20 protein-coding genes and 1 riboswitch are annotated in these 22,100 nt (G+C 49.0%); of the genes, 3 read left to right on the top strand and 17 right to left on the bottom strand.

The genetic code is table 11. The annotated features are described in order from the left end of the window. Nucleotides 1-62 precede the first annotated feature (62 nt). From ACZ481_RS11780 to ACZ481_RS11765, 4 genes are all read right to left on the bottom strand, one after another. Nucleotides 63-1,643, bottom strand: coding sequence for a DEAD/DEAH box helicase (locus tag ACZ481_RS11780; protein WP_464770326.1), 1,581 nt, complete (start codon nt 1,641-1,643; stop codon nt 63-65). A 14-nt stretch (nt 1,644-1,657) separates the two neighbouring features. Next, complete coding sequence (locus ACZ481_RS11775; protein WP_464770325.1) at nt 1,658-2,905, bottom strand: competence/damage-inducible protein A; 1,248 nt, start codon at nt 2,903-2,905, stop codon at nt 1,658-1,660. A gap of 268 nt (nt 2,906-3,173) precedes the next feature. Continuing rightward, nucleotides 3,174-4,502 (bottom strand): 30S ribosomal protein S12 methylthiotransferase RimO, encoded by a 1,329-nt coding sequence (gene rimO, locus ACZ481_RS11770; RefSeq protein ID WP_464770324.1) that lies wholly within the window; start codon nt 4,500-4,502, stop codon nt 3,174-3,176. A 12-nt stretch (nt 4,503-4,514) separates the two neighbouring features. Beyond that, nucleotides 4,515-5,549: an ABC transporter substrate-binding protein gene (locus ACZ481_RS11765; RefSeq protein ID WP_464770323.1), complete on the bottom strand. Its 1,035-nt coding sequence runs from the start codon at nt 5,547-5,549 to the stop codon at nt 4,515-4,517. 153 nt (nt 5,550-5,702) lie between these two features. On the opposite strand from ACZ481_RS11765, the gene ACZ481_RS11760 reads away from it, so the two are divergent. Next, a complete protein-coding gene (locus ACZ481_RS11760) occupies nt 5,703-6,095 on the top strand; it encodes a hypothetical protein (protein WP_464770322.1) in 393 nt (130 codons plus the stop codon). Here ACZ481_RS11760 and ACZ481_RS11755 read toward each other — a convergent pair. The 7 genes from ACZ481_RS11755 to ACZ481_RS11725 all read right to left on the bottom strand — a co-directional run bounded on the left by ACZ481_RS11755 (nt 6,092) and on the right by ACZ481_RS11725 (nt 13,077). Further along, entirely contained in the window at nt 6,092-7,990 is a 1,899-nt protein-coding gene (locus ACZ481_RS11755) for a YgiQ family radical SAM protein (protein WP_464770321.1), read from the bottom strand. The genes ACZ481_RS11760 and ACZ481_RS11755 overlap by 4 nt on opposite strands. 22 nt (nt 7,991-8,012) lie before the next feature. Then, a complete protein-coding gene (locus ACZ481_RS11750) occupies nt 8,013-8,834 on the bottom strand; it encodes a helix-turn-helix domain-containing protein (RefSeq protein WP_464770320.1) in 822 nt (273 codons plus the stop codon). A gap of 86 nt (nt 8,835-8,920) precedes the next feature. Beyond that, entirely contained in the window at nt 8,921-11,038 is a 2,118-nt protein-coding gene (locus ACZ481_RS11745) for an FtsK/SpoIIIE family DNA translocase (RefSeq protein ID WP_464770621.1), read from the bottom strand. A 159-nt stretch (nt 11,039-11,197) separates the two neighbouring features. Then, on the bottom strand, nt 11,198-11,413 hold the full coding sequence (locus ACZ481_RS11740; protein ID WP_464770319.1) for a YlzJ-like family protein: 216 nt from the start codon (nt 11,411-11,413) through the stop codon (nt 11,198-11,200). After that, nucleotides 11,413-12,201 (bottom strand): ClpP family protease, encoded by a 789-nt coding sequence (locus ACZ481_RS11735; protein ID WP_464770318.1) that lies wholly within the window; start codon nt 12,199-12,201, stop codon nt 11,413-11,415. The genes ACZ481_RS11740 and ACZ481_RS11735 overlap by 1 nt, the downstream gene beginning before the upstream one ends. 143 nt (nt 12,202-12,344) lie before the next feature. After that, on the bottom strand, nt 12,345-12,683 hold the full coding sequence (locus tag ACZ481_RS11730; protein ID WP_464770317.1) for a stage II sporulation protein P: 339 nt from the start codon (nt 12,681-12,683) through the stop codon (nt 12,345-12,347). A 193-nt stretch (nt 12,684-12,876) separates the two neighbouring features. Next, on the bottom strand, nt 12,877-13,077 hold the full coding sequence (locus tag ACZ481_RS11725) for a hypothetical protein (RefSeq protein ID WP_464770316.1): 201 nt from the start codon (nt 13,075-13,077) through the stop codon (nt 12,877-12,879). Nucleotides 13,078-13,454: 377 nt separating this feature from the next. Here ACZ481_RS11725 and ACZ481_RS11720 point away from each other — a divergent pair, with 377 nt between their 5' ends. Further along, entirely contained in the window at nt 13,455-13,718 is a 264-nt protein-coding gene (locus tag ACZ481_RS11720; RefSeq protein ID WP_464770315.1) for a helix-turn-helix domain-containing protein, read from the top strand. 59 nt (nt 13,719-13,777) lie between these two features. Here ACZ481_RS11720 and ACZ481_RS11715 read toward each other — a convergent pair whose 3' ends face one another. Beyond that, nucleotides 13,778-14,002 carry a helix-turn-helix domain-containing protein gene (locus ACZ481_RS11715; protein WP_464770314.1) on the bottom strand — a complete coding sequence of 75 codons (225 nt, stop codon included), beginning with the start codon at nt 14,000-14,002 and terminating at the stop codon, nt 13,778-13,780. 150 nt (nt 14,003-14,152) lie between these two features. On the opposite strand from ACZ481_RS11715, the gene ACZ481_RS11710 reads away from it, so the two are divergent. After that, on the top strand, nt 14,153-14,464 hold the full coding sequence (locus ACZ481_RS11710; protein WP_464770313.1) for a helix-turn-helix domain-containing protein: 312 nt from the start codon (nt 14,153-14,155) through the stop codon (nt 14,462-14,464). A gap of 441 nt (nt 14,465-14,905) precedes the next feature. Here ACZ481_RS11710 and ACZ481_RS11705 read toward each other — a convergent pair whose 3' ends face one another. The 5 genes from ACZ481_RS11705 to ACZ481_RS11685 all read right to left on the bottom strand — a co-directional run bounded on the left by ACZ481_RS11705 (nt 14,906) and on the right by ACZ481_RS11685 (nt 22,061). Then, the gene (locus tag ACZ481_RS11705) at nt 14,906-16,024 is read right to left on the bottom strand and encodes a hypothetical protein (RefSeq protein WP_464770312.1); all 1,119 of its coding nucleotides are present in this window, start codon (nt 16,022-16,024) and stop codon (nt 14,906-14,908) included. A gap of 232 nt (nt 16,025-16,256) precedes the next feature. After that, a riboswitch (cobalamin riboswitch) is annotated at nt 16,257-16,436 on the bottom strand. A 581-nt stretch (nt 16,437-17,017) separates the two neighbouring features. After that, nucleotides 17,018-18,637 carry a ribonuclease J gene (locus tag ACZ481_RS11700; protein ID WP_464770620.1) on the bottom strand — a complete coding sequence of 540 codons (1,620 nt, stop codon included), beginning with the start codon at nt 18,635-18,637 and terminating at the stop codon, nt 17,018-17,020. A 260-nt stretch (nt 18,638-18,897) separates the two neighbouring features. Beyond that, nucleotides 18,898-19,782: a 4-hydroxy-tetrahydrodipicolinate synthase gene (gene dapA / locus ACZ481_RS11695; RefSeq protein ID WP_464770311.1), complete on the bottom strand. Its 885-nt coding sequence runs from the start codon at nt 19,780-19,782 to the stop codon at nt 18,898-18,900. Between the two features lie 15 nt (nt 19,783-19,797). Beyond that, nucleotides 19,798-21,018: an aspartate kinase gene (gene dapG, locus ACZ481_RS11690; RefSeq protein WP_464770310.1), complete on the bottom strand. Its 1,221-nt coding sequence runs from the start codon at nt 21,016-21,018 to the stop codon at nt 19,798-19,800. A gap of 11 nt (nt 21,019-21,029) precedes the next feature. After that, nucleotides 21,030-22,061, bottom strand: coding sequence for an aspartate-semialdehyde dehydrogenase (locus ACZ481_RS11685; protein WP_464770309.1), 1,032 nt, complete (start codon nt 22,059-22,061; stop codon nt 21,030-21,032). Between the last annotated feature and the right edge of the window lie 39 nt (nt 22,062-22,100).

Genomic DNA, 22,100 nt, shown 5'->3' with positions numbered 1-22,100 from the left:
ACAAACATTTGTTCGTTTTGTCAATAACAATCTTACTGGTTGCAGGTTATCTTTTTCAGCTACTAACGCCCTTTAGCCGGTTCAATATTAACCCGGTGGCCCTTAATTGTATTTTTATTCATAACTGACAGCACCCGCTCGGCGACGCTTTCGGGGACCTCAACAAAAGTAAATTTGTCATAAATATTAATCAAGCCGATAATGCTCCCCTGAATATCAGCCTCCTCGGCAATGGTGCGGACTATATCCTGCGGCTGGATTCTCTGGGCCCGGCCGGCATTGATAAATAAGCGCACCATGCCCGGTTCGGCGCCGGTATTGCCAAATTGCAGCTCCTGTTTCTCAATAATGGCCTGTTCCTTATACCCCTCCTGGAAGAGTTTCAGCGCGGCCGCCGCCAGGTCAATCGGATCATAGTCGGTTGCGAGATCGGCAACGATGCTGCTGTAGGCATCCAGCCCGCCGCGCGTAATCGTCTGGGTCAGCTGATTTTTTATAATCTCGCTCTGCCGCTCCAGGATATCGGCCGGGGATGGCAGTTGCCGCCGCAGGATACGGGTTCGCACTTCTTTTTCAATCAGCTTTAACTGCCTGTATTCGCGCGGCTGAATAAAGGTTATCGCTACCCCCTTTTTACCGGCGCGGCCTGTACGGCCGATGCGGTGAACATAGGATTCAGGGTCCTGGGGTATATCATAGTTGATAACATGGGTAATATGCTCAATATCCAGCCCTCTGGCCGCAACATCAGTGGCAATCAGAATATCCAGCTTGCCATCCCGGAATTTTTTCATAACCCGGTCACGCTGGGCCTGGCTCAGGTCGCCGTGCAAACCGTCGGAGATGTAGCCCCGCGTGGATAATGACGCAACGAGATCGTCCACCCCTTTTTTGGTGCGGCAGAATATAATGACCCGGCCAACGGTCTCTGAATCCAGCACCCGGCATAAGCCGTCAAGTTTATCACGGGTTTCATAATAGATCTGATCAATCAGCGGTACTGTCAGCTGCTCCTTGCTGATGGTTACCGTTATCCGGTCCTTCATGTACTTATTGGCCAAAGCCATGATCTCTGCAGGCATTGTCGCTGAAAATAGCAGGGTCTGCCGTTCGTCAGGGACGTGCTGCAGGATGTTTTTAATATCATCGATAAAACCCATATCCAGCATTTCATCGGCTTCGTCAATGACCAGGATTCTGACATGATCAAGCTTGATTGTATTCCTGCGGATATGATCAAGCAGGCGGCCGGGGGTGCCTACGATTACCTGCACGCCTAGTTTAAGAGAGCGGATTTGACGTTCAATTGCCTGCCCCCCATAGATGGGCAACGTCTTTATCCGTTTAAATTTTCCTATTTTAGCCAACTCTTCCGACACCTGAATCGCCAGCTCCCGGGTGGGAGTAAGCACCAGGGCCTGAATCTGCTTGGCTTCCGCAATCCGTTCCATGATGGGAATACCGAAGGCTGCTGTTTTGCCGGTACCGGTCTGAGCCTGACCGAGAACATCATGCCCGGCTAATACGAGCGGAATGGTCTGGCTCTGAATTGGCGACGGCTCTTCAAAGCCCATAGCCGTGATTGCCGCTGCTGTTTTTTTGCTTAATGCTATATCACCAAATAAAGTTACTGCATCTTTCATTATTAAAAAACCTCCTATAGTGTAAGCAGATATTGACGCAAGTGATTAAGAGCGGCAAGAGCCGTTCGGTGCTTAACGTCTGTGCGACTGCCATTAAAATAATGTTGATAACTTTCAGTTCCTGCCGGGCCGTCAATAGCGATATGGACAAGGCCGACAGGCTTGCCGTCGGTGGCGCCGCCGGGACCGGCAATGCCGGTTATACTGAGGCCAACATCAGCGGCATACCTTGCTTTAATGCCCCGGGCCATGCTTGCGGCTGTTTTTTGACTTACAGCGCCTTCGGCCGCCAGGACAGAGGCCGGCACGCCAACCTGGGCCATCTTGATCTCGTTGCTGTAGCAAACCACAGATCCGATTACATACTGTGAGCTACCGGGAACATCGGTAATCCGGCTGGTAACAAGACCGCCGGTACAGGATTCGGCCAATGCTATTTTCAAACCCTTGGCCAGCAACAACCGGCCTGCAGCCTGTTCCAGGGTGTCATCATCAACCCCAAAGATATATTCGCCCAATAACGGCCGGATCTGGTCCTCCAGCGCCGCTATCAGCTGCCGAGCGGCGGTCTCATCAGCGGCCCTGGCCGTAAGCCGGACATTGATTATACCCTTTCTCACCAACAGGGCAATTGTCGGGTTAGACTGAGCCAGGATAAAAGCCTTGATTTTTTCTTCCAGGGCCGATTCACCTAACCCATATGTACGCAATACCCTTGATACAATAGCCCCCTGCAGGCCATACCGCTCTGTAAGATACGGAATAATTGAGGCTTCAAACATAGCGGCCAGCTCATGGGGCGGTCCCGGTAAATTAATAATTATTTTTCCGCCTGTGTCGTCTTCGACAATGACGCCGGGGGCTGTGCCGCAAGTGTTTTCCACAATTTTTGCCCCTGCCGGCATCATCGCCTGCCGCAGATTATTATCGGACATGCATAGCCGGCGGTCGGCAAAATAGCGCTTTATCCGCTCCGCACTGTCGGCATGAAAGCACATCGGCCTGGACAGCACCGCCGCGGTTACTTCTTTCGTTATGTCCCCCTGCGTAGGGCCTAGACCCCCGCTTGTTATCACAATATCAGCCCGTTCCAAGGCTGTTTGCAGCACTCTCTTCATCCGCTCCCGGTTATCGCCAACGGTTGTCTGATATAATACACTAAACCCCAGTTCATTCAGCCGGGCTGCCAAAAAAGGGGCATTGGTGTTAGTAATCTGACCCAAAAGCAACTCTGTGCCGGTACTCACCAGTTCTACAATCATTACTTTCCCTCCTGACAATAATGCATTCGCGGCCCGGTTAATTATTCCCTTTAATTAATACCATTTGCGACAAAAATTAGTACAAGAATTTATTAGGTTATGCAGTCCCACAGGACGCCGGCAGAAGCCGCCTGTGCCATTAGGGCAAAATTTTTCTTATCCCTTAGATTACAGCTCGAATTTTATAAATTCTGCGGGGGACAAAAAATAGCAGAGCTTGGCAGTCTCTACTATTTTAAGCCTGCATTATATTATTATACAGCCCATATCACTTTCTTTCCGCCAGCAAATCATAAGTAAAACCCTGTACAATCTCGGCCTGCACGACCTCGCCCGGCGCCAGGCTGCCGGCATTCTCGACGTAAATGCGGCCATCAACATCGGGGGCTTCCCGGTAGGACCGGCCAAATGCCACCTCCGGCTGCTCCGGGTTATGCCCTTCAATCAATACCGACAGCACCTGTCCTTCCAGATTTCGGTTCAGGTTTTCCGATATCTGACACTGTAAGGCCATCAATTCATGATAGCGTTCCTCTTTAACTGTATCCGGCACCTGCTGTGCCAAAGCGGCGGCCAGTGTATCCTCTTCCTGGGAATAGGTAAAAACCCCCAGCCGTTCAAATTTTTGCTCGGCTGCAAATTGCTTCAGTGCGGCAAAATGACTGTCGGTCTCACCCGGAAAGCCAACAATAAAGGAGGTACGGACAACAACCCCGGGGATAGCTGTCCGGATTTTTTTCAGCAGGCGTTCAATCTCCGTCCGTGTATCCCGGCGGTTCATAGCTGTCAGGATCTCATCATCGGCATGCTGGAGCGGCAAATCGATGTATTTGCAAATCTTAGGCTCGCGGGCAATCAGGTCGATAAGTTCATCATTAAAATAGTTAGGATAGCAGTATAATAAACGAATCCAGACAACACCCTCAATTTTTGCTAATTCCCTGAGCAGTGCCGCCAATTGCGGCTGGCCATAACGGTCACGGCCGTAGCTTGTCGTGTCCTGGGCAATAAGATTTATCTCCTTGACGCCCCGGCCGGCCAGCTTTTGCACCTCGCTGATCACCGATTCTGCCGGCCGGCTCCGGAAACTGCCCCGCACCAGCGGAATTACACAATAGGAACAACAGTTGCTGCAGCCTTCGGCAATCTTCACATAAGCGCTGTAGGCCGGCGTAGTGGTGATCCGCCGCATTGTTTCGTCATAAATTGTATCTGTTTCGCCAATAAGCAGTACCCGTTCACCGGCCAAAACAGCCTCAACCGCTTCCATAATGCGGTGCCAGGCACCGGTACCGACAATTGCCGATATTTCAGCCAGCTCATCCAGCAGTTCCTGCTGATAACGCTGGCCTAAGCAGCCGGCTACAATCACACCCTTGCATTTGCCGGCTTTCTTAAAATCAGCCATCTGAATAATTGTCGAAATCGATTCTTCTTTGGCGGAATCAATAAAACCACAGGTATTAACAATCAAAATATCGGCAATATGAGGGTCGTCGGTAATGTCTATATTATTATCAGCCAGAATCCCTAACATGATCTCAGTATCAACAAGATTTTTGGCACAGCCCAAACTAACAAATCCTGCTGTAAGCATAATACGGCCCTCCTACTGGATTCCCAGGCGCACGGCCTGTACCCATTTATTTAATAACTTGCGTTGTTGTTCAGGCAAATACATGTCATGGTGATCAAGCAACAGCAGCTCTTTCGGCATGTACTCCCTGTACATACGATATTCCGGGTTGGTCGGCACAAAATAAAACTTCTGCTGCGCCATAGCCCCAAGGGCCCCGGCCTGGGTCAGCCAGTCAATAAATTGCCTGGCCTCAGAACCATGGGGTGCGCCGCGGATTAACCCGGCTCCGGTCAGCAAATAGGCCGTTCCGTCCTCGGGATAGACGATTTCGATCGGAAAACCGTCCCGCACATACCGCATGGCTTCACTATGAACAACAATAGCGATATCCACCTCGCCCATACTCGCCATCCTGGCCGGGGTTACCAGAAACTTGGCATACTGAACAATTTGCGGATGCAGCTTTTTTAGAAAATGCAATGTCTGTTCTTCGCCATTGGCCGCCACCAGGGTATACAATAAATTAGCCGCCGCGTCAGCTGCCAGAAAATCAGTCATACCGAACCTTACCGTGGATTCCAATGGCAATTCAGACCATCTTGCCGGTTTTTTAGCCGTCTTCAGCGAATAATCCTGGTTAACGGCAAAAATAACCGGGTCATACCAGACACCGGTCCAATAGCCGTCAGGATCCTGGAATCTCGCTGGTATGATATCCGTGTATTCGGACTGATAGGGAATCAGCAGCGCGCTGCTTTTGGCCTGTTTCAGCGTCTTGCGGTTGGCAAGAACCAGATCGGCCTGCGGCTTTGCCGATTCCTGGATTAATTTAGTGAACAGTTCTTTCTCGGTCAAGGGCGCAATGCTTACCCTGACTTTTGCGGTCTTCTCGTATTCCTGTGCTAATACCGAAACCTGCTCAACCGGCAGCGTGGTATACACCGTGATGGTTGGCAGTGTATCTCTATTTTCTTTGCCTGCATAGCCGGCCAGATAGGTCGTGCCTGCTACCGCCAGGATGATTAAAAAAAACGAGATCAATAATAACGGCAGATAACGTTTCATAAGTTACCCCCCCATTGCTGATAGATGGGCCAAACAATTAAGACAAACATATATACTATACCCCTTTTTCAAGGTTTATGCAAGTCCCTCGGCTTATTCAAAAAGACCTGATTGTATGGTAAAATGAAAGTAGCTTGGAAAGGAGTTGTTACTATGTCAGAAAGACCCAGGTGGTGGTCTTTCCTTCATCCAGATTTAACGGTTCGCCTGCTGCTCGTTATCGGCTTTTTACTGCTTGTCGCCATCGGTTATGCGTTTGGCGTGTATGACGGCCTAGTCCATGGCAACCTGCCGGCCGCTTTTAATGCGTTCGTTGCCCTGCTCTTGTATGCCGTCCCGGCCGCTGGTTTGCTGAAGCTCAAGCGCTGGGCCCGCATGTTCGAGCTGGTCCTGTCTTTTATTTTTGTAATTATCGGTTTCATCGTGATGTTTGGCTATAATATGACGATGGGCGTCATGACAATAGTCCCCCACGGGCTGATAGGCATGTATCTTTTATCTGACGACTGCCGGCGCACATTTGGCCTGATAAGTAAAGCAGACTAAGAGCTTCTAGTCTGCTTTTTAGTTGTTTTGTTTCTGGCAGCCTGCAAAGCCCGGGCCTTGTCCGGTTTTCCGCCCGGTCTTTTGCCGGCAGGATATTGTCCCGGCTTTAATGGACGGACAAGGCATTTAGGTCCATAGCCGATTAAATCCTGCCGTCCTGCCGCAAGCAGTGCTTCATGCACCAGGGCATGGTTTTTGGGATTGCGGAACTGCAGCAAAGCCCGCTGCAGCCTTTTATCATGAGCCGTTTTGGCCACATAGACCTTTTCCCCGGTAAGCGGGTGCAGGCCTGTATAATACATACAGGTGGACAAACTGCCGGGAGTAGGAATAAAATCCTGCACTTGTTCCGGGTTATAGCCGGTGTCCCGCAGAAATTCTGCAAGCTCGACGGCTTCCTTAAGCCCGGCGCCAGGATGGCTGGACATATAATACGGCACCAGATACTGCTCTTTGCCTAACTCTTTATTGGCCTGCTCATAAGCTTTTTTAAATCTCAGGTAGGTTTCCTTGCCCGCTTTGCCCATCAAGGCAGTCACCTTGGGTGAAATATGTTCAGGCGCAACCTTAAGCTGGCCGCTTACATGGTGCTCGCATAATTCCTTCAGGAAAACCTTATCATTGGCAGCCAATAGGTAATCATAGCGCAGCCCTGACCGGACAAACACTTTTTTGATGCCCGGAAGTTTCCTGAGTGCCCTGAGCAGCGTCAAATATTCATTATGGCTGGTATTCAGGCTCTTACAGGCGGCAGGAAACAGGCACTGCTTGCCGCGGCAGGTTCCCCGGTCCGCCTGATGGCTGCAGGCTGGCTGGCGAAAATTTGCGGTAGGGCCGCCGACATCATGAATAAAACCTTTAAAATCAGGTAACTTCGTAATTTTCTCGGCTTCCTGCAGTATCGATTGCTGGCTGCGGCTTTGTATTATCCGCCCCTGATGGGCATACAGTGCACAGAATGAGCAGCTGCCATAACAGCCACGATGACTGACAATACTAAACTTTACTTCCTGGATGGCCGGAATACCGCCGGCCGGTATGTAAGAGGGGTGATACGCACGTTGATAAGGTAAATCATAGATCTCATCCATTTCCGGTGTGGACAGCGGCACGGACGGTGGATTTTGCACAACATACTGTTCACCGTGATTTTGCACGATAATCTTGCCCCTGATCGGGTCTTGCTCCAGGTACTGTATCTTAAAAGCCTCGGCAAACGCCTTTTTGCTATTGGTTACCTGCTCATAACCAGGGGTCTGGGTATACTCCCAGAGGTGGTCCAGAGATTCGGCGCGGTAGCAGGTTCCCGGAATATCCCGGATAGTATCTACACTAATCCCGGCCGACAACTGGGCTGCCAATTCTTTTATCTGTTTTTCCCCCATACCGTAAATCAGCAGGTCAGCCCGGCTGTCGATCAGGATCGAACGGCGTACACTGTCCGACCAGTAGTCGTAATGGGCGAACCGGCGCAGGCTGGCTTCAATCCCGCCGATAATCAGAGGAATATTTTTCCACAATTCCCGTATCCGGTTGCAATAAACAATTGTCGCCCGTTCAGGCCTGCATCCTGCCTGGCCGCCGGGCGAATAGTTGTCAGTGCTGCGATATTTTTTGGCAGCTGTATATTTATTCAGCATAGAATCGAGATTGCCTGCTGAAACCAATACCCCGAGCCGTGGTTTGCCTAATTTTTTAAAAGCATTGGTTGAACGCCAGTCCGGCTGGGCTATTAGCCCAACCTTATAACCGTATTTTTCCAGCAAACGGGAGATAATTGCCGGCCCGAAACTGGGATGGTCAACATAGGCGTCCCCGCTGATGAACAGAAAATCCAGTTGCTGCCAGCCCCGTTTCGCCATATCTTCCCGGGTCATTGGCAAAAAATCAGTCATATTGCTATAATACCCTCACTTTTTATTGTGTCATACCATTTACGGTGAACGTTTTGGCAACTACCTCGCCATTCTCTCCAATTTTCCCCACAACACTGCCGTTATATACCAGGTCAACAGCACCGGCATTGCCAAACTTGGCAGTAAGCCTGGTTGCGGCTTCCCAGGTAAGGGACTCGCCTTTTTTGGGAATCCCTTCATAAATCGCTTTGCCATCTGCTATGATCTGGGTCCAGCACTGCCCATTATAGGTAGCTGTTATTACGACTTTACTGGCTGGTGCCGCCGGCTGGGCGGACGGAAGGGATGCGGACGGCGGAGCCGGCCGCTGCTGGGCTGCCTGTTCCGGTTGTCTCTGGGCAGCCGGCGGCTTCGCATTGTTGCTGCCGGCCGACCACCAGGCGACTCCCGCCACCACACCGGCCGCCACAACGGCAATTACCAGCCATTTTGTCAAGCTGCCGCCAGGCGCGGCCGGGGGTGGGGCTTCGGCTGGCGCCGGGGCAGGAGGGGCCTTTGCCGCAGTCTGCTGCTCTTTATTCTGCCGGTAAACCTCCATAATCTGCTGGGAATCAAGCCCTAAAAAAGTGGCATAATTACGGATAAAACCTTTCAAGTATACTTCACCGGGGACAATGCCATAATTACCTTCCTCAATCGCTTCAATATAAAGCGCTCTGATACTGATGGCATTTTCAATATCTTTTATTGTCAGGCCTTTTTTTACACGTTCGGCACGTAAAATCTCCCCTACTGTTTGCAACACAACTACCTCCCAACCTTTTGTAAATAGTCGATATTCACCTGTGGCCTGGACCACATCATCAGCCTTTGCCTGCAGCATAATCAGAAGGGTCTGTTCTCATAACATTTCAGGCATCGGCATTTATTACTAGTCTGCCCGGCCAATGCGCTAAGCACCACAACAACTTATTTTTTGAAATACCGTGAATAAACCTGCTCTGAATTCATAATAATTTCCCGGGCCTTACTGCCAATATTGGGCCCGACAATTTTCATTTCCTCCATCGTATCAATCAGCCTGGCCGCACGGGTATACCCGATCCGGAATTTTCGCTGCAGCATCGACACAGAGGCTTGCCCGGTTTCCAATACCATCCGGACAGCTTCTTCCAAAAGCTCATCCTCATAATGCGCTGCTTCCTCTTTATCGGTACCCCCGGCTTCCACAGTCGTTATGCCCTCTGTATACTCAGGCTCAGCCTGCTCTTTAATATAGGAAACCAAATCCTCCACTTCCGTGTCGCCAATAAAGGCCCCCTGCACACGGAGCGGCTTAGCAGCCCCTACAGGATAAAAAAGCATATCCCCCTTGCCCAGAAGCTTTTCCGCTCCGGCCATATCCAAAATGGTGCGTGAATCCACCTGGGAAGAAACAGCAAACGAAATCCGGGAAGGCACATTCGCTTTTATTGTCCCGGTAATAACATCAACAGACGGCCGCTGTGTGGCCAGCACTAAATGCAAGCCGGCAGCCCTTGCTTTCTGGGCCAGACGGCATATGGCATCCTCAACATCAACAGGTGCCACCATCATGAGGTCGGCCAGCTCGTCGATGATAATTAGAATAAGCGGCAACCTGGTTTCAGGATGCAGTTCATTATAGCGGGAAATATCACGAACTCCGGCTGTTGCAAAGACCTCATACCGGCGCTCCATCTCCTGGACAGCCCAGTTTAAAGCCGCCGCCGCTTTTTTGGCATCAGTCACAACAGGTGTTAATAAATGGGGTATACCATTATAATTTGACAGCTCCACCATCTTCGGGTCAATGAGCACAAGCTTTACTTCATCCGGCCGGGCTTTAAACAATACGCTGGTTATCAGCGTGTTGATACAAACACTCTTACCGGAACCGGTTGCTCCGGCTACCAGTAAATGAGGCATTTTAGCCAAATCGGTAACAATCGGCTGACCGGCAATATCCTTGCCTAAAGCAACCGTTAGTCCTGATGGAGAGCGTTGGAATTCATCCGTCTCCAGCACTTCCCGCAGGGCAACCCCTGACAATTCCTTATTTGGCACCTCAATGCCAATAGCGGCTTTGCCCGGGATGGGTGCTTCTATACGAACCCCTGATGAAGCAAGCTTAAGTGATAAATCATCGGCCAAATTAACTATTTTGCTTACCTTTACGCCTGGGGCCGGTTCCAGCTCATAGCGGGTAACAGTCGGCCCCTGACAGGTGTTTATGACTTTGGCACTGACACCAAAACTATCCAGCGTCTGTTCTAATATCCGGGCATTGTCGGCAACCTCTTTGGGGACCCTGGTCAATCGCGTCCGGTTTGGCTTCTTTAGCAGCGATACCGGCGGTAGCCCATAGGCAGGATTAATGCCGGCTGCTGCCGGGGTGCCCATAGCCAGTGGCGGTGCCCCGGCCAATTCAGCCGGTGCCGAATACTCGGCCCCAGTGAAATCGGCGTCGGTTTCCCGGGCAGGGGCAGCAGAAAGCCCCGCCTTGCCGTCACGCTGCTGGTCATAAAACACCGGTTGGCGCCCGGCCGGTTCTTCCTCTTCGTTTTGGAATATGGTTTCCGTAGAGGCCGCAATCGCTTCCCTGGCTGAAACCAGGCTTTCTACCGCTTTCTCTTTGGCATTTGCCAAGGTTTCTGCCAGCGACCACGTTGTTGCCATCAGCAAGGAGCACAGCAATAATGCTGACAAAACAATGATTGAACCGTGGACACCTAATAATTTGCGCAAGGAAAAAAGCATCATTCCACCGGCAAAGCCGCCGCCTGATACCAGGCTTTCAGGCAATATCTCCTGACCGACAGGAATTTTGATATGGTGATAAATGGCTAAAGCCATAAAATATAAAAGCAACAGGCCCCAAAATTTCACAGAATATGTAATCGAATTTTTTACCATTATATACTTTAAGCCTATAATCAACAGTACCAGCGGCACAACCACGGCGCCAAGCCCAAAAGTATACCTAAGAATTTTGGCAACAAACAGCCCCAGGGGACCAACATTTAAACCAAACAGGCTGACTAACGCCAGTACGCCCCCGGTCACCATGGTGATGCCAAATAGTTCATGTCTTAATTCAGGAGTTAAATGGGCTAACCATTTAGGCAAAGTATACCACCTCTAACAGTATTGCATTCTACATAATGGAGAAAAATCCTTTATTTTGCCAAAGAAAAACGCTCCCCTTATGAGAGCGCTTGACGCTGACTAATGAAAACAATCATTGTGAAAAACCGTGCCCGGCTGAATATCGTGTCGAAGGTAATCCTGCGGATCAGTTGATAATATGCGTACAACCCGGTAGCCATCCCCAGCCGTCTTTTCCACCATCATTCTGGTGCCGGCCAATTCAACCTCTTCCAAAACAGGACTATAGTCCTGGGCAAACAGCACTTCATCAGGCATAATAGTCCAAAGCACCATTACTGCTTCAACCCCTTAGTCTGACCTTTGGCGCGGATGATTTCCTGCAGTTTATTCATCGCCGAGGCGACACCGCCGATTTCGTCAATAAGGCCATACCGCACTGCATCCCGGCCTACGACCGAGGTACCGATGTCCCGTGACAATTCACCGGTTTTAAACAGCAGTTCCTTCCATTTTTTCTCAGATATATTTGAATGGGAGGTAACAAAGTTATTTACCCGTTCCTGCATCTTTTCCAGATAATCAAAAGAACTCTGCGCCCCAATAACCAGACCGGTCAGGCGGATCGGATGGATTGTCATTGTGGCGCTTTCCACAATAAACGAATGGGTAGCCGAAACGGCCACAGGCACGCCAATACTATGACCGCCACCCAGGACAATGGAAACAGAGGGTTTAGACATACTGGCGATCATTTCAGCAATGGCCAGGCCGGCTTCGACATCGCCGCCAACCGTATTTAAAAGCAGCATAAGTCCCTCAATCTCCGGACTTTGCTCTATAGCTACCAATTGCGGCATAATATGTTCGTACTTGGTCGTTTTTGAATTAGGCGGCAACACCATATGACCTTCAATCTGACCAATAATTGTCATAACATGAACATTAGATTTGGCCACCGGAATCTCAGTGCTGCCCAATTCCTGAATGTTCCCGGCCGCCGTCCCCTTTTTGGCTGAAACCGAGCGGTGTTTTTTCGGTGTTTCTGCCGGCATCACCGGTTCCTGGGGGGTTTCCGGATTAGTTCCAGGAGGTGCTATAACAGGGTTATCATTATTTAACATAATTTCCCTCCAACTAGTATTATCATTACTAGTATGGACCTGGATTCGAGTTTCATACCGGAAACTTCCTTCTTCTTCACGCTCCTGTCAGCCGGCAATTTTTGTCTATTTTTTCAGCCGTTCCCGGACCGCTCCGGCAGCGTTTATTTATCCAGCTGTTTTTCAAACTGTCTGGCATAGGCTATGTTGTTTTCCACCCGCACCACCCTATACCATTTGCCATTATCCACGACCAGCTCATCCCCTATATTCACGGTTACGACTGACACATACATCAAGGTATTGCCTGTCGCCTCATCCTGAATGATGTAATATTCATAAGCCGGCTTTGCAGGCATCTGTTCAGACTTTTTGAACGGTCCGGGAAGATATTGGGGAGCGTAATACCAAAGTCCTGAAACAAGTATCATTACAGCAAGTATTCCAACTCCAAGCAGGATTATTTTATTCTTACTATGGGATTTCACAGCCTTGTTTTCCACTCCTTGTTTAATGCCAGTTTATCTTTTTTATAGTAGCTTATCCGCAATATTAATTTATAAACTGTAATGCTGGCCGCTATCATTACGCCGGCCAATAATTCGCTTGGAGGACTCACCAGTACGGCCCAAAGCCGGGATCACTTCCCGGCTTTGGTGTTCTTATACTTACGCGTCCCTGGCCAAACCAGGCAGTTTAATTTTTATTGTAATATTCTCTGCGCACAAAGGCAAAACATTGATCCAACAGCATACCCAGGCGCTTATTTATTTCCGTTATGTCTTTTTTCTCCTTGTCCAACAGATCATATTCCAGGCTCAGTTCCCGGATTTTATCACATAAAGCATCATATTCCTGTCTTTTTTTTACTGTCAGTCTCTTTTTCCTTTTAAGCATCCCTCAATAGCTCCTCTAGTCGTAATATCCAAAGGCTCGCCTTGTTTGACGAAGCCTTATCGGCTTATCAGATGATCTTTTCAGTCCTGATCCGGTTGCAAGACCGGTAGGCTCTGGCTTACGGTCAAGGTCAAGCTATATGGCAAAACTGTTTTTGCTGTTGAGCGAACTTTTCCATAAATCAGGTATTTGTTAACAGGATTAAGTAAAGACGTAGAGAAGATATGTCGTATATATATTAAAACAGCGGCAAAACCATTATCTTTTTCACCATATAATACCATTTATTTCACAAGCAATGCAACAATATTATATTATTTGTGAAGTGCAATGGCATTTCCATCCCCAGTATAATGAACGCAGGAGGTGGATAAGTATTGCGGAAACCGAAAAGGTATGTAGAAAAATATAGAGAAATCGGTAGAAAGGTAGCTTTTTATCGGAATATACGCGGATTAAGCCAAGAAGCATTAGCTGAAAAAATTGAAGTCAGTGCAAGCCATATATCTAAAATTGAAGCTCCCCAGGCTAATTCCGCGTTTTCTATAGATATGTTATTTCTAATCGCGGAAGGGTTAGAAATCGATGTGGCGGCTTTCTTTAATCCCATTGAAATAAGTAGTCCCTATATAAAAAAATAGTACGTAAGGAACCGGCCGGCTTGGTCGGTTTTCGTTTTGCAACCTCATTTCCTAGGCCGCTACAACTTTTCTTTGGCATTGGCAGGCAATGTATCAGGAAATAGTCCTAAAATCATATCAGTGGATACATTAAGAGCGTTTGCTAACCTTTTTACCACTACCTGGCCAGGATTTTTTTTTGCGCCACGCTCAAGTTCGGAAATATATCCCTGCGTTAAGCCTGCTGCCTTCGCCAGTTTTTGCTGCGACATATTTTTCATAGTCCGCAATTTTTCCAGCGTCATTTTCTCATCCTCCTTTTTAGTACATCTTATGCTTAACATTCTAATTCTATAGAATTAATCAGTCAATACTATGATATTATTTTTCCGATAGTGATATATGCTATTATTACTATAGAATTATTTTTAGAATTATTTTTAAGGTGGTTAAAAATGGATATCACAAAACGCATTATTGAACTACGTGAATTAAAAGGGTATAGTACGAATAAACTCGCGGCTATAGCAGGACTGTCACAGGGTTTTGTAAGGCAGATTGAGTTAGGTGAAAAACAGCCTACCGTTGATTCTATGAGTAAAATATGTGCTGGCTTAGGAATAAGTTTAAGTGAATTCTTTTCTGATGATGATACGGAAATACCAATAGATATCAAGCAATTAGTAACCATTGCTAAAACTCTCACTCCCGGCCAGAGAGAGGCTTTGCAATTGTTTCTGGAGCGAATGAAAAATGATATCCAGTAATTTTTTCTACCTTCCCGTTTCCGAGGGAATAATAAGTAAAAAATAGGTTCAGGCTGCATAACCGGCTTTATAGAGTCGGTTTTTTAGGTTTATAAGCCGGAACATTAAAAGGTACACCGCAGGTTGATGGCCGGTGTACCTTTTTTAGTCTACCAGCAGTTAAAAAATAATTTCTGTGGACATAAGAACGACGATACCCTAAAGGGTATCGTCCCAAAGGACTTGGCCCAAGCCAAGTCTTTTCTTATCCTGATAGACAGTCATGTCGTTATAACGGCACCATCAAAGAATATAAAATGCTATTTTTCAGGATAGAAAGGTTAACTTTCCGGTTTTATGATAGTATTTCTCATATGGAAAAAATACCAGGTTGTGACGCTATTTTCATCCAGCCTGTGCCCGTTAGGGCCTGATCGTTTCTTTAGGTTCGCAAATTAAGTTTCAGGCGATTTTGCCGTTTTCGATCAGCCTAAAGATTTTGCCGGCAATAGCAGCATCATCCCGTGGTTCAGCCAATAGCGGCTCAATCTGCCGCCACACCCCGTCCGGGTTGATTGCCAGCGCCCTGGTGTTCAGCCACTGCCCGTCGGCAGCGATTGTTCCTTTTAATTTACCCTGCAGCGAGAGCCGTTCTTCATATTCCTGTTTGAGTGCGGCCGCTACCCGCGTTTTATCAACATAGGTCAGATCATCTGATTTGAATACAGCCAGCATACCGGCCCGGATAACGGCATCGCCCTCGCTTTTATTGATCATGCCCTTTTCAATGGCCGTATAGAGCAAGCTGTTGTACTCAGCAAAATAACGGAAGTCGTCCCGGTACAGCGCCGCTTCCACGCTGAACAGCATGTAGTCATAACCGGTAAGCGGCCTGGCCGGTGTCTGGTCGTCACCCCAGTAGAGCTGCGAATTTTTTACGAACAGCTTTTCCGGGTTGAACTTGGCGGCATCGGCCTTAATCACGGCAAAATAGCCGTTCTGGAGCGATACGCCGCCCAGGCTGTCTGTTCCGGCGTATTCATTGTGAAACACCAGACGGATGTCTTTATCCCCGCCGGCTAAGAGGTCCTGCAGCGCGCTGACCGCACTGTCGACCACTTTGAGAGTGGTTGACAGCTGGCCGATGGTCAGCAGGCTGGAAATGCTATTGGCAAGACTTAAAAAAGACTGAAAATAGTCTTTGTTGACATAGGCCAGTAAGGCGGCACTAATCGACACCCGGCCGCCGCGATAAGGCACCAGGTTGGTCAGGGAGTAATTCAGCTCCACGCCATGTCCCAGCGAGCTTTCATCCAGGTTAAGCGCCAGCGGACCGGCCACGCTGGGCAGCTGCTGGGCCGCATTGGCGCCGAATTGCAAACCGACCACAGAGGAAACCACTGGCACAACCTTGCGAAACAGCTTCCGGTCATCCTTAAGGAACATTTCCGCCAGGCGCAGGCGAAAATAGTGTTGTCCCTCCTGGAACACAATCCTTTCCACATCCGCTGTTACCGGTGTAAAGACATAATGCTTGGCTTCTTTCACAAACAACCGGGAAAACCAGTCGATCAGACTCATGCTGTTCCTCTCCTTTTTGCCTCATGGCAATGTTTTTCAACGAGAACGTCCTCATCAGAAAAACTTGGCTTGAGTCAAGCCCTTTAGGACGCCACCCATTAGGGTCTAGTCGTTCATATGCCCACAGAAAAATTTTTTAACTTCTGGCAGAATGACAAAAACACTCTCCTGCAAGGAAAGTGTTTGCGTGTTTACGCTGCCGTAATCCCCGCCCTGTCGCTCGCAGGTACAAATGGCGATTGCCGGGCAGGCAGTTCTCCTGACTCCGGTTCATCGCTCGCCTGCGCCTTCCCAAGCGATTGCTCAGTGGCACTTGCAGGCTTGCTCCCCGTTACAGTGGCGGGACCGTGCCGGTATTGCACCGGACTTCTCTATTAAGCCCCGAAGGGCACCTATCCCCACATTATGCTGTTAATGGTGTATATGGGATAAATTAGCACAAAAATTCTCTTGCCCTTAGTATAGATCAGGCCAAACACATTTGTAAATAGATGATTGAGGATTTATTGGTTACAGCCACCGTCAGGCGTATACTCTGACACATTTATTCGCTGTGTTTGTCTCACTGCCTGGCGGTAGCATATTTCTTTACCAAACATAATATGTAATAGATAACAAGCAGAGGGTGGGATTAGATTTATGCTATTCTGGTTGATTTTGGCAGCGATCATATTTTTTCTGTTATCCCATTTTTGGGTGCTGTTATTAGCCTTACTCTTTTTCTGGTTTATTTAGCCGCTGTTGTCGCCTTCTTAGAAGCTGGTACCAGGCCCCAACCTATAAGCCCTGCCGCAATTAGACTAACTAACTGCGGCAGGGCTTTTTTTATCCTGATAGACACTCATGCCATTACGCTGGCACCAGCAAAGAATGAAAAATGTATTTTTCAGGATAGAAAGGTTAGTTTTCCCTGGATAAGGGCAACCCGGCTTCCGCTTTCGCCCCAGCTCGGCCCAAGCCGTGTTTTCTTTGACTGAAGCGGCAAGCAGCTTTTCAGACTTCCATAATGATAGGCAGAATCATGGGTCGCCGGCGGGTGCGTTCATATAAATATTTGCCCAGGGTATCGCGAACATTAGACTTAATTGTGGCCCATTCGGTAATATTATTGAGTTCGCATTTATCCAGGGCCTGTTTAACCCGCTCCTTGGCATCCTCCATCAGCTGCTCGGATTCACGGACATAGACAAAACCGCGGGATACAATGTCCGGGCCGGCAGCTACCTGACCGCGCTGCTTATCCATAGTGACAACAATGATAAGTATCCCGTCCTGCGACAGTTGGCGGCGGTCCCGGAGGACGATATTCCCCACATCGCCGACCCCCAGGCCGTCCACCAGGACATTGCCTGAGGTTACCTTGCCGGTTATAGCGCCCTTGTCCGCGGTAAATTCCAGGACCTGGCCGTTTTCGGCAACAAAAATATTTTCCTTGGCCATGCCTAAAGACTGGGCCAGTTTAGAATGCTTAATCAGATGCCGGTATTCGCCATGTACGGGGATAAAGAATTTCGGCCGCAGCAGATTATGCATCAGCTTAAGCTCCTCCTGGCTGGCATGGCCGGATACGTGGATGCCTGAGGTGGATTCATAAACAACCTCGGCGCCCTGGCGGAATAAATAATCAATCGTCCGTGACACCAGCTTCTCGTTGCCCGGTATTGGCGTAGCCGAGATAATTACAGTATCACCGGGAATAATTTCAACTTTCTTATGATCCGACATGGCCATCCGGGTGAGGGCCGACATGGGTTCCCCTTGACTGCCTGTTGTTAAAATAACGATGCTGGATGAGGGATAGTTGTTAATTTCGTCAATATCAATAATAACGCCCTCGGGAACATTTAAATAACCAAGTTCTAAGGCGATCGTAACAACGTTCACCATACTCCGGCCCAGGATGGCCACCCGGCGCCGGTACTTGCAGGCTGTGTCAATAGCCTGTTGAATCCGGTGAATATTGGATGAAAAAGAGGCAATAATAATTCGTTCCCGCGCATTGCGAAAGGCATCATCAAAGGTAACGCCCACTGATTTCTCACTTGGCGTATAGCCGGGCCGCTCGGCGTTCGTACTGTCTGCCAGCAGCACCAGCACCCCCTGGTCGCCTAATTCGGCAAATTTGTGAAAATCAGTGACTTTACCGTCAACCGGTGTTTGATCAAGTTTAAAATCTCCCGTATGGACTATGACACCTACAGGCGTTTTAATGGATAAAGCTACCGCATCGGCGATGCTATGGCTTACCCGGATAAAGCCAATGGAAAAATGGCCGATTTGGATCTGGTCCCCGGATTTTACGGCATGCAGATTGCTGGCCGGAACATTGTTTTCCTTCAGGCGTCCCTCTAAAATCCCCAGGGTCAGGCGAGTTCCGTATACGGGAACACTCAGCTGTTTTAACACATACGGCAATGCCCCAATGTGGTCTTCATGCCCATGGGTTAAAACAATAGCCTTGACTAACTCACGGTTGTCCAACAGATAGCTGATGTCGGGAATGACCAGATCAATGCCCAGCATGTCATCTTCCGGAAACATTAACCCTGAATCAACTACAATGATTTCATCACCATAACGGATTACCGTCATATTCTTGCCAATTTCCCCCATCCCGCCCAGAGGGATAATCTGTACTTTGCCTGGTTGTCGCGCCAAAAAAACATACACCTCCAAAAATATTAATCAATCAAGTTGTAACTGCCCGTTCATTAAGCCCATCACTAGAAACCGGCCGTCCTGTCCACTTGTGAATAATTATAACCTATTTAGTATTCGCTGACAACAAGTGGTCTACTCGCTCTTAAATATTATATGCAAAACCTGCCTCTACATACAAAAAACCGGTAGCTTGCGCTACCGGTAACCGTTAACTAATTTAACACGCCTAATGATTGCATAATCTTTGTCAGCTGGGCCGTTTCACCGGCAGTGGGCGGTACTAACGGCAGTCTTACCGGGCCGGCCTTGATACCGATCAGGTTAACCGCCTCTTTAATCGGAATAGGATTGGTGGTGACAAATATCACCCGGAAGAAAGGCAGGAGTTCCAGATGCAGGTCCTTAGCCTTGACCATATCTCCGGCAAAAAAGGCGTTTACCATGGCCTGCATACGACTGCCGACAATATGGGCGGCCACACTGATAACCCCCTGCCCCCCCACAGCCAGCACCGGCAGGGTTAGAGCATCATCACCGCTGTATACGAAAAAGTCCTTAGGGGTAATACGGATAATTTCCGAAACCTGCTCCAAACTGCCGCTGGCTTCTTTAACGGCGGCAATATTCTCCAGCTCCGCCAGCCGGGCGATCGTGTCCGGCAGGATGTTAGAGCTTGTGCGCCCCGGCACATTATATACAATCAGCGGTAAGGCTGTAGACTCGGCAATCGCCCGGAAATGCTGAAACAACCCCTCCTGGGGCGGTTTGTTGTAATAGGGAGCAACGACCATAGCCCCATGGACGCCGGTTTGCTCGGCGATTTTGGTCAGTTCAACAGAGTCTCTAGTATCATTCGTACCGGTGCCGGCAATGACTGTGGCCCTGTCGCCCACAGCCTCAAGCACCGCCGTATAGAGTTTAACCTTCTCCTCTTTGGTCAGGGTTGCCGCTTCACCGGTGCTGCCGGTGACGACGAGACCGTCTGAACCATTGTTTACAAGGTATTGAGCCAATTTAACAGCTTCACCATAATTAACACTGCCATCATTGTTAAACGGGGTTACCATTGCAGTTAAAATCCGCCCGAAATGCCTCATCAAACTCTCTCCTTATTAATTTGATAAACCAAACTTCTCATGAAGTGATTTAACCGCTGCCCCAACATCGTTTTGCGGCACCAGCGCCGAGATGGAGGTATGAGAGTCTACTGTCTGAAGAATAGCGATTTTGTTATTTGTCAATGCTTCAATAAAACTTGCCATCACCCCGGGCACCTCACGCATGCCGCCGCCCACAACCGATACTTTGGCACAGTTCTCCAAAACTTCAATATGATAGCCTTGCTGCTCTAGTTGTTCTGCCGCCTTATCCATATGATCGGCATTAATGGTAAACATAATTTGGCCGGGATGGACGTTGATCAAATCAACACTGATATCACTGTCAGCAAGTGTTTTAAATACTTTATAACTGGTATCACCTGCCATTGTTTCCGCAAGCTGAACCTTTATCTGCACCAGATTGGTCAGATAGGTTACTCCTGTTGCCACCCGGTCGATCACAACCGCGTTACTCGCATCCTCTCTGGCAATATTGGTAATTAAGGTCCCCGGGGCATCAGAAAAGGTTGATTTCACCACAAGCGGAATATTCTTCTGCATAGCAATCTCCACCGCCCGGGGATGAATGACCTTGGCCCCCTGGTGAGCCAGCTGACACACCTCGGCGTAGCTTATGCATTCAAGAATCCTGGCATTATCAACAATTCTCGGATCAGCCGTCATAATGCCGTCAACATCTGTATATATTTCCACAAGCTCGGCGTTCAGCGCCGCCCCGAGAACGGAAGCGGTCGTGTCACTGCCCCCCCGCCCTAAAGTGGTAAATTCGCCTTCATTGGTCATGCCCTGGAAACCACAGACAACAGGCACTTTGCCCTGCCGCAGGAGGCAAATGATACGGGCCGGGTCACTTTTTAGAATCCTGGCATTATTAAAGTTTGCGTCAGTTACAATACCGGCATTCCCGCCTGTCAGCATCACGGCATCCATGCCGGCGGCCTGCAGGGTTCCAGCCATGACGACAGCTGAAATCATCTCCCCGCAGTACATAATCTGATCAAGCTCACGGGCCGCAATCTGTTTACAGGCTGATTGAGCAATGCCGATCAGGGTGTCTGTTGCATAGGGAGCGCCCTTGCGGCCCATGGCCGATACGACTACCACCGGGCTGAGGCCTTGCTCACGGGCCTGCTGTACTTTATGCAAAACCAGTTCCCGCACTTCGGGTGACGCAACCGATGTCCCCCCGAATTTCTGGACGATTATCCGCATTTTTTTACACCTCAAATTAAATTATGCTCAACCATGTACTCAGCAATCTGCACAGCGTTTAAGGCTGCCCCTTTCCGGATCTGATCGCCTACTACCCACATATTTAATCCGTGCGGCACAGTTTTGTCGGCCCGTATCCGGCCCACAAACACTTCATTTTTGTCAGAGGTGTATACAGGCATCGGATAGATCATTTCTGCCGGATCATCCTGGACTATCACCCCGGGGAAGCCGGCCAGCAATTCCTTGGCTTCCTTAGGCGACAGCGGTCCGTCAAGTTCGATGTTGACTGATTCCGAATGACTGCGGTATACCGGTACCCGTACGGTTGTCGCCGTGATGCCGATGGTATAGTCATTCAGGATTTTATGGGTTTCATGGACCATTTTCATCTCTTCCTTGGTGTAATCCCCGTCGACAAATACGTCAATCTGCGGCAGCAGGTTAAAGGCAATCTGGTAGTGCTTAGGCAGGCTGGCGCCTGGCAGGATATTGGCCGCAACTGCCCGGTTCTCCATAAGTGCGGTTACCTGATTTGTCAGTTCATCAATGGCTTCTTTGCCGGCCCCGGAAACGGCCTGGTAGGTTGAAACAACAATGCGCTTGATTTTAACAGCATTATAGATCGGCTTCAGCGCCATCACCATAATAATTGTGGAACAGTTCGGATTGGCAATAATTCCTTTGTGCTGCCTGATTGCCTCAGGATTGACCTCAGGCACTACCAGCGGGACATCCGGGTCCATCCGGAAGGCACTGGAGTTATCAATAACAACAGCCCCGTGCTTGACAGCCGCCGGCGCCAGGTCCTTGCTGGTCGAGCCGCCGGCAAACAAGGCAATCTGCACATCCTTGAAAGACTCGGGCTTAGCTGCTTCCACTATGTAGTCTTTGCCCATAAAAGGAATGACTTTGCCGGCAGAGCGCTCAGAGGCCAGCAGCTTTAATTCATTAAACGGAAAATTCCGCTCCTCGATCAGTTTCAGAAACTCCTGGCCAACAGCTCCTGTTGCTCCTAAAATTGCTACATTATATTTTTTCATTTCAACAACTCCCCCATATGTTTGACGTTAGCATGCGCA

The sequence above is a fragment of the Sporomusa intestinalis genome (assembly GCF_055383785.1).
Note: the sequence above shows the minus strand (reverse complement) of the source record. Positions and strands in the feature narration are given on the sequence as shown.

What these genes read in the sequence shown, in the direction of transcription:
- ACZ481_RS11740 (WP_464770319.1), bottom strand. Translation starts at nt 11,413, where the DNA reads ATGGTGCTTTGGACTATTATGCCTGATGAAGTGCTGTTTGCCCAGGAC.
- ACZ481_RS11685 (WP_464770309.1), bottom strand. Translation starts at nt 22,061, where the DNA reads ATGAAAAAATATAATGTAGCAATTTTAGGAGCAACAGGAGCTGTTGGC.
- dapG (WP_464770310.1), bottom strand. Translation starts at nt 21,018, where the DNA reads ATGCGGATAATCGTCCAGAAATTCGGGGGGACATCGGTTGCGTCACCC.
- ACZ481_RS11715 (WP_464770314.1), bottom strand. Translation starts at nt 14,002, where the DNA reads ATGACGCTGGAAAAATTGCGGACTATGAAAAATATGTCGCAGCAAAAA.
- ACZ481_RS11775 (WP_464770325.1), bottom strand. Translation starts at nt 2,905, where the DNA reads ATGATTGTAGAACTGGTGAGTACCGGCACAGAGTTGCTTTTGGGTCAG.
- rimO (WP_464770324.1), bottom strand. Translation starts at nt 4,502, where the DNA reads ATGCTTACAGCAGGATTTGTTAGTTTGGGCTGTGCCAAAAATCTTGTT.
- ACZ481_RS11780 (WP_464770326.1), bottom strand. Translation starts at nt 1,643, where the DNA reads ATGAAAGATGCAGTAACTTTATTTGGTGATATAGCATTAAGCAAAAAA.
- ACZ481_RS11705 (WP_464770312.1), bottom strand. Translation starts at nt 16,024, where the DNA reads ATGAGTCTGATCGACTGGTTTTCCCGGTTGTTTGTGAAAGAAGCCAAG.
- ACZ481_RS11735 (WP_464770318.1), bottom strand. Translation starts at nt 12,201, where the DNA reads ATGTTAAATAATGATAACCCTGTTATAGCACCTCCTGGAACTAATCCG.
- dapA (WP_464770311.1), bottom strand. Translation starts at nt 19,782, where the DNA reads ATGAGGCATTTCGGGCGGATTTTAACTGCAATGGTAACCCCGTTTAAC.
- ACZ481_RS11700 (WP_464770620.1), bottom strand. Translation starts at nt 18,637, where the DNA reads ATGGGGGAAATTGGCAAGAATATGACGGTAATCCGTTATGGTGATGAA.
- ACZ481_RS11745 (WP_464770621.1), bottom strand. Translation starts at nt 11,038, where the DNA reads ATGGTGACCGGGGGCGTACTGGCGTTAGTCAGCCTGTTTGGTTTAAAT.
- ACZ481_RS11710 (WP_464770313.1), top strand. Translation starts at nt 14,153, where the DNA reads ATGGATATCACAAAACGCATTATTGAACTACGTGAATTAAAAGGGTAT.
- ACZ481_RS11725 (WP_464770316.1), bottom strand. Translation starts at nt 13,077, where the DNA reads ATGCTTAAAAGGAAAAAGAGACTGACAGTAAAAAAAAGACAGGAATAT.
- ACZ481_RS11750 (WP_464770320.1), bottom strand. Translation starts at nt 8,834, where the DNA reads ATGCTGCAGGCAAAGGCTGATGATGTGGTCCAGGCCACAGGTGAATAT.
- ACZ481_RS11755 (WP_464770321.1), bottom strand. Translation starts at nt 7,990, where the DNA reads ATGACTGATTTTTTGCCAATGACCCGGGAAGATATGGCGAAACGGGGC.
- ACZ481_RS11760 (WP_464770322.1), top strand. Translation starts at nt 5,703, where the DNA reads ATGTCAGAAAGACCCAGGTGGTGGTCTTTCCTTCATCCAGATTTAACG.
- ACZ481_RS11765 (WP_464770323.1), bottom strand. Translation starts at nt 5,549, where the DNA reads ATGAAACGTTATCTGCCGTTATTATTGATCTCGTTTTTTTTAATCATC.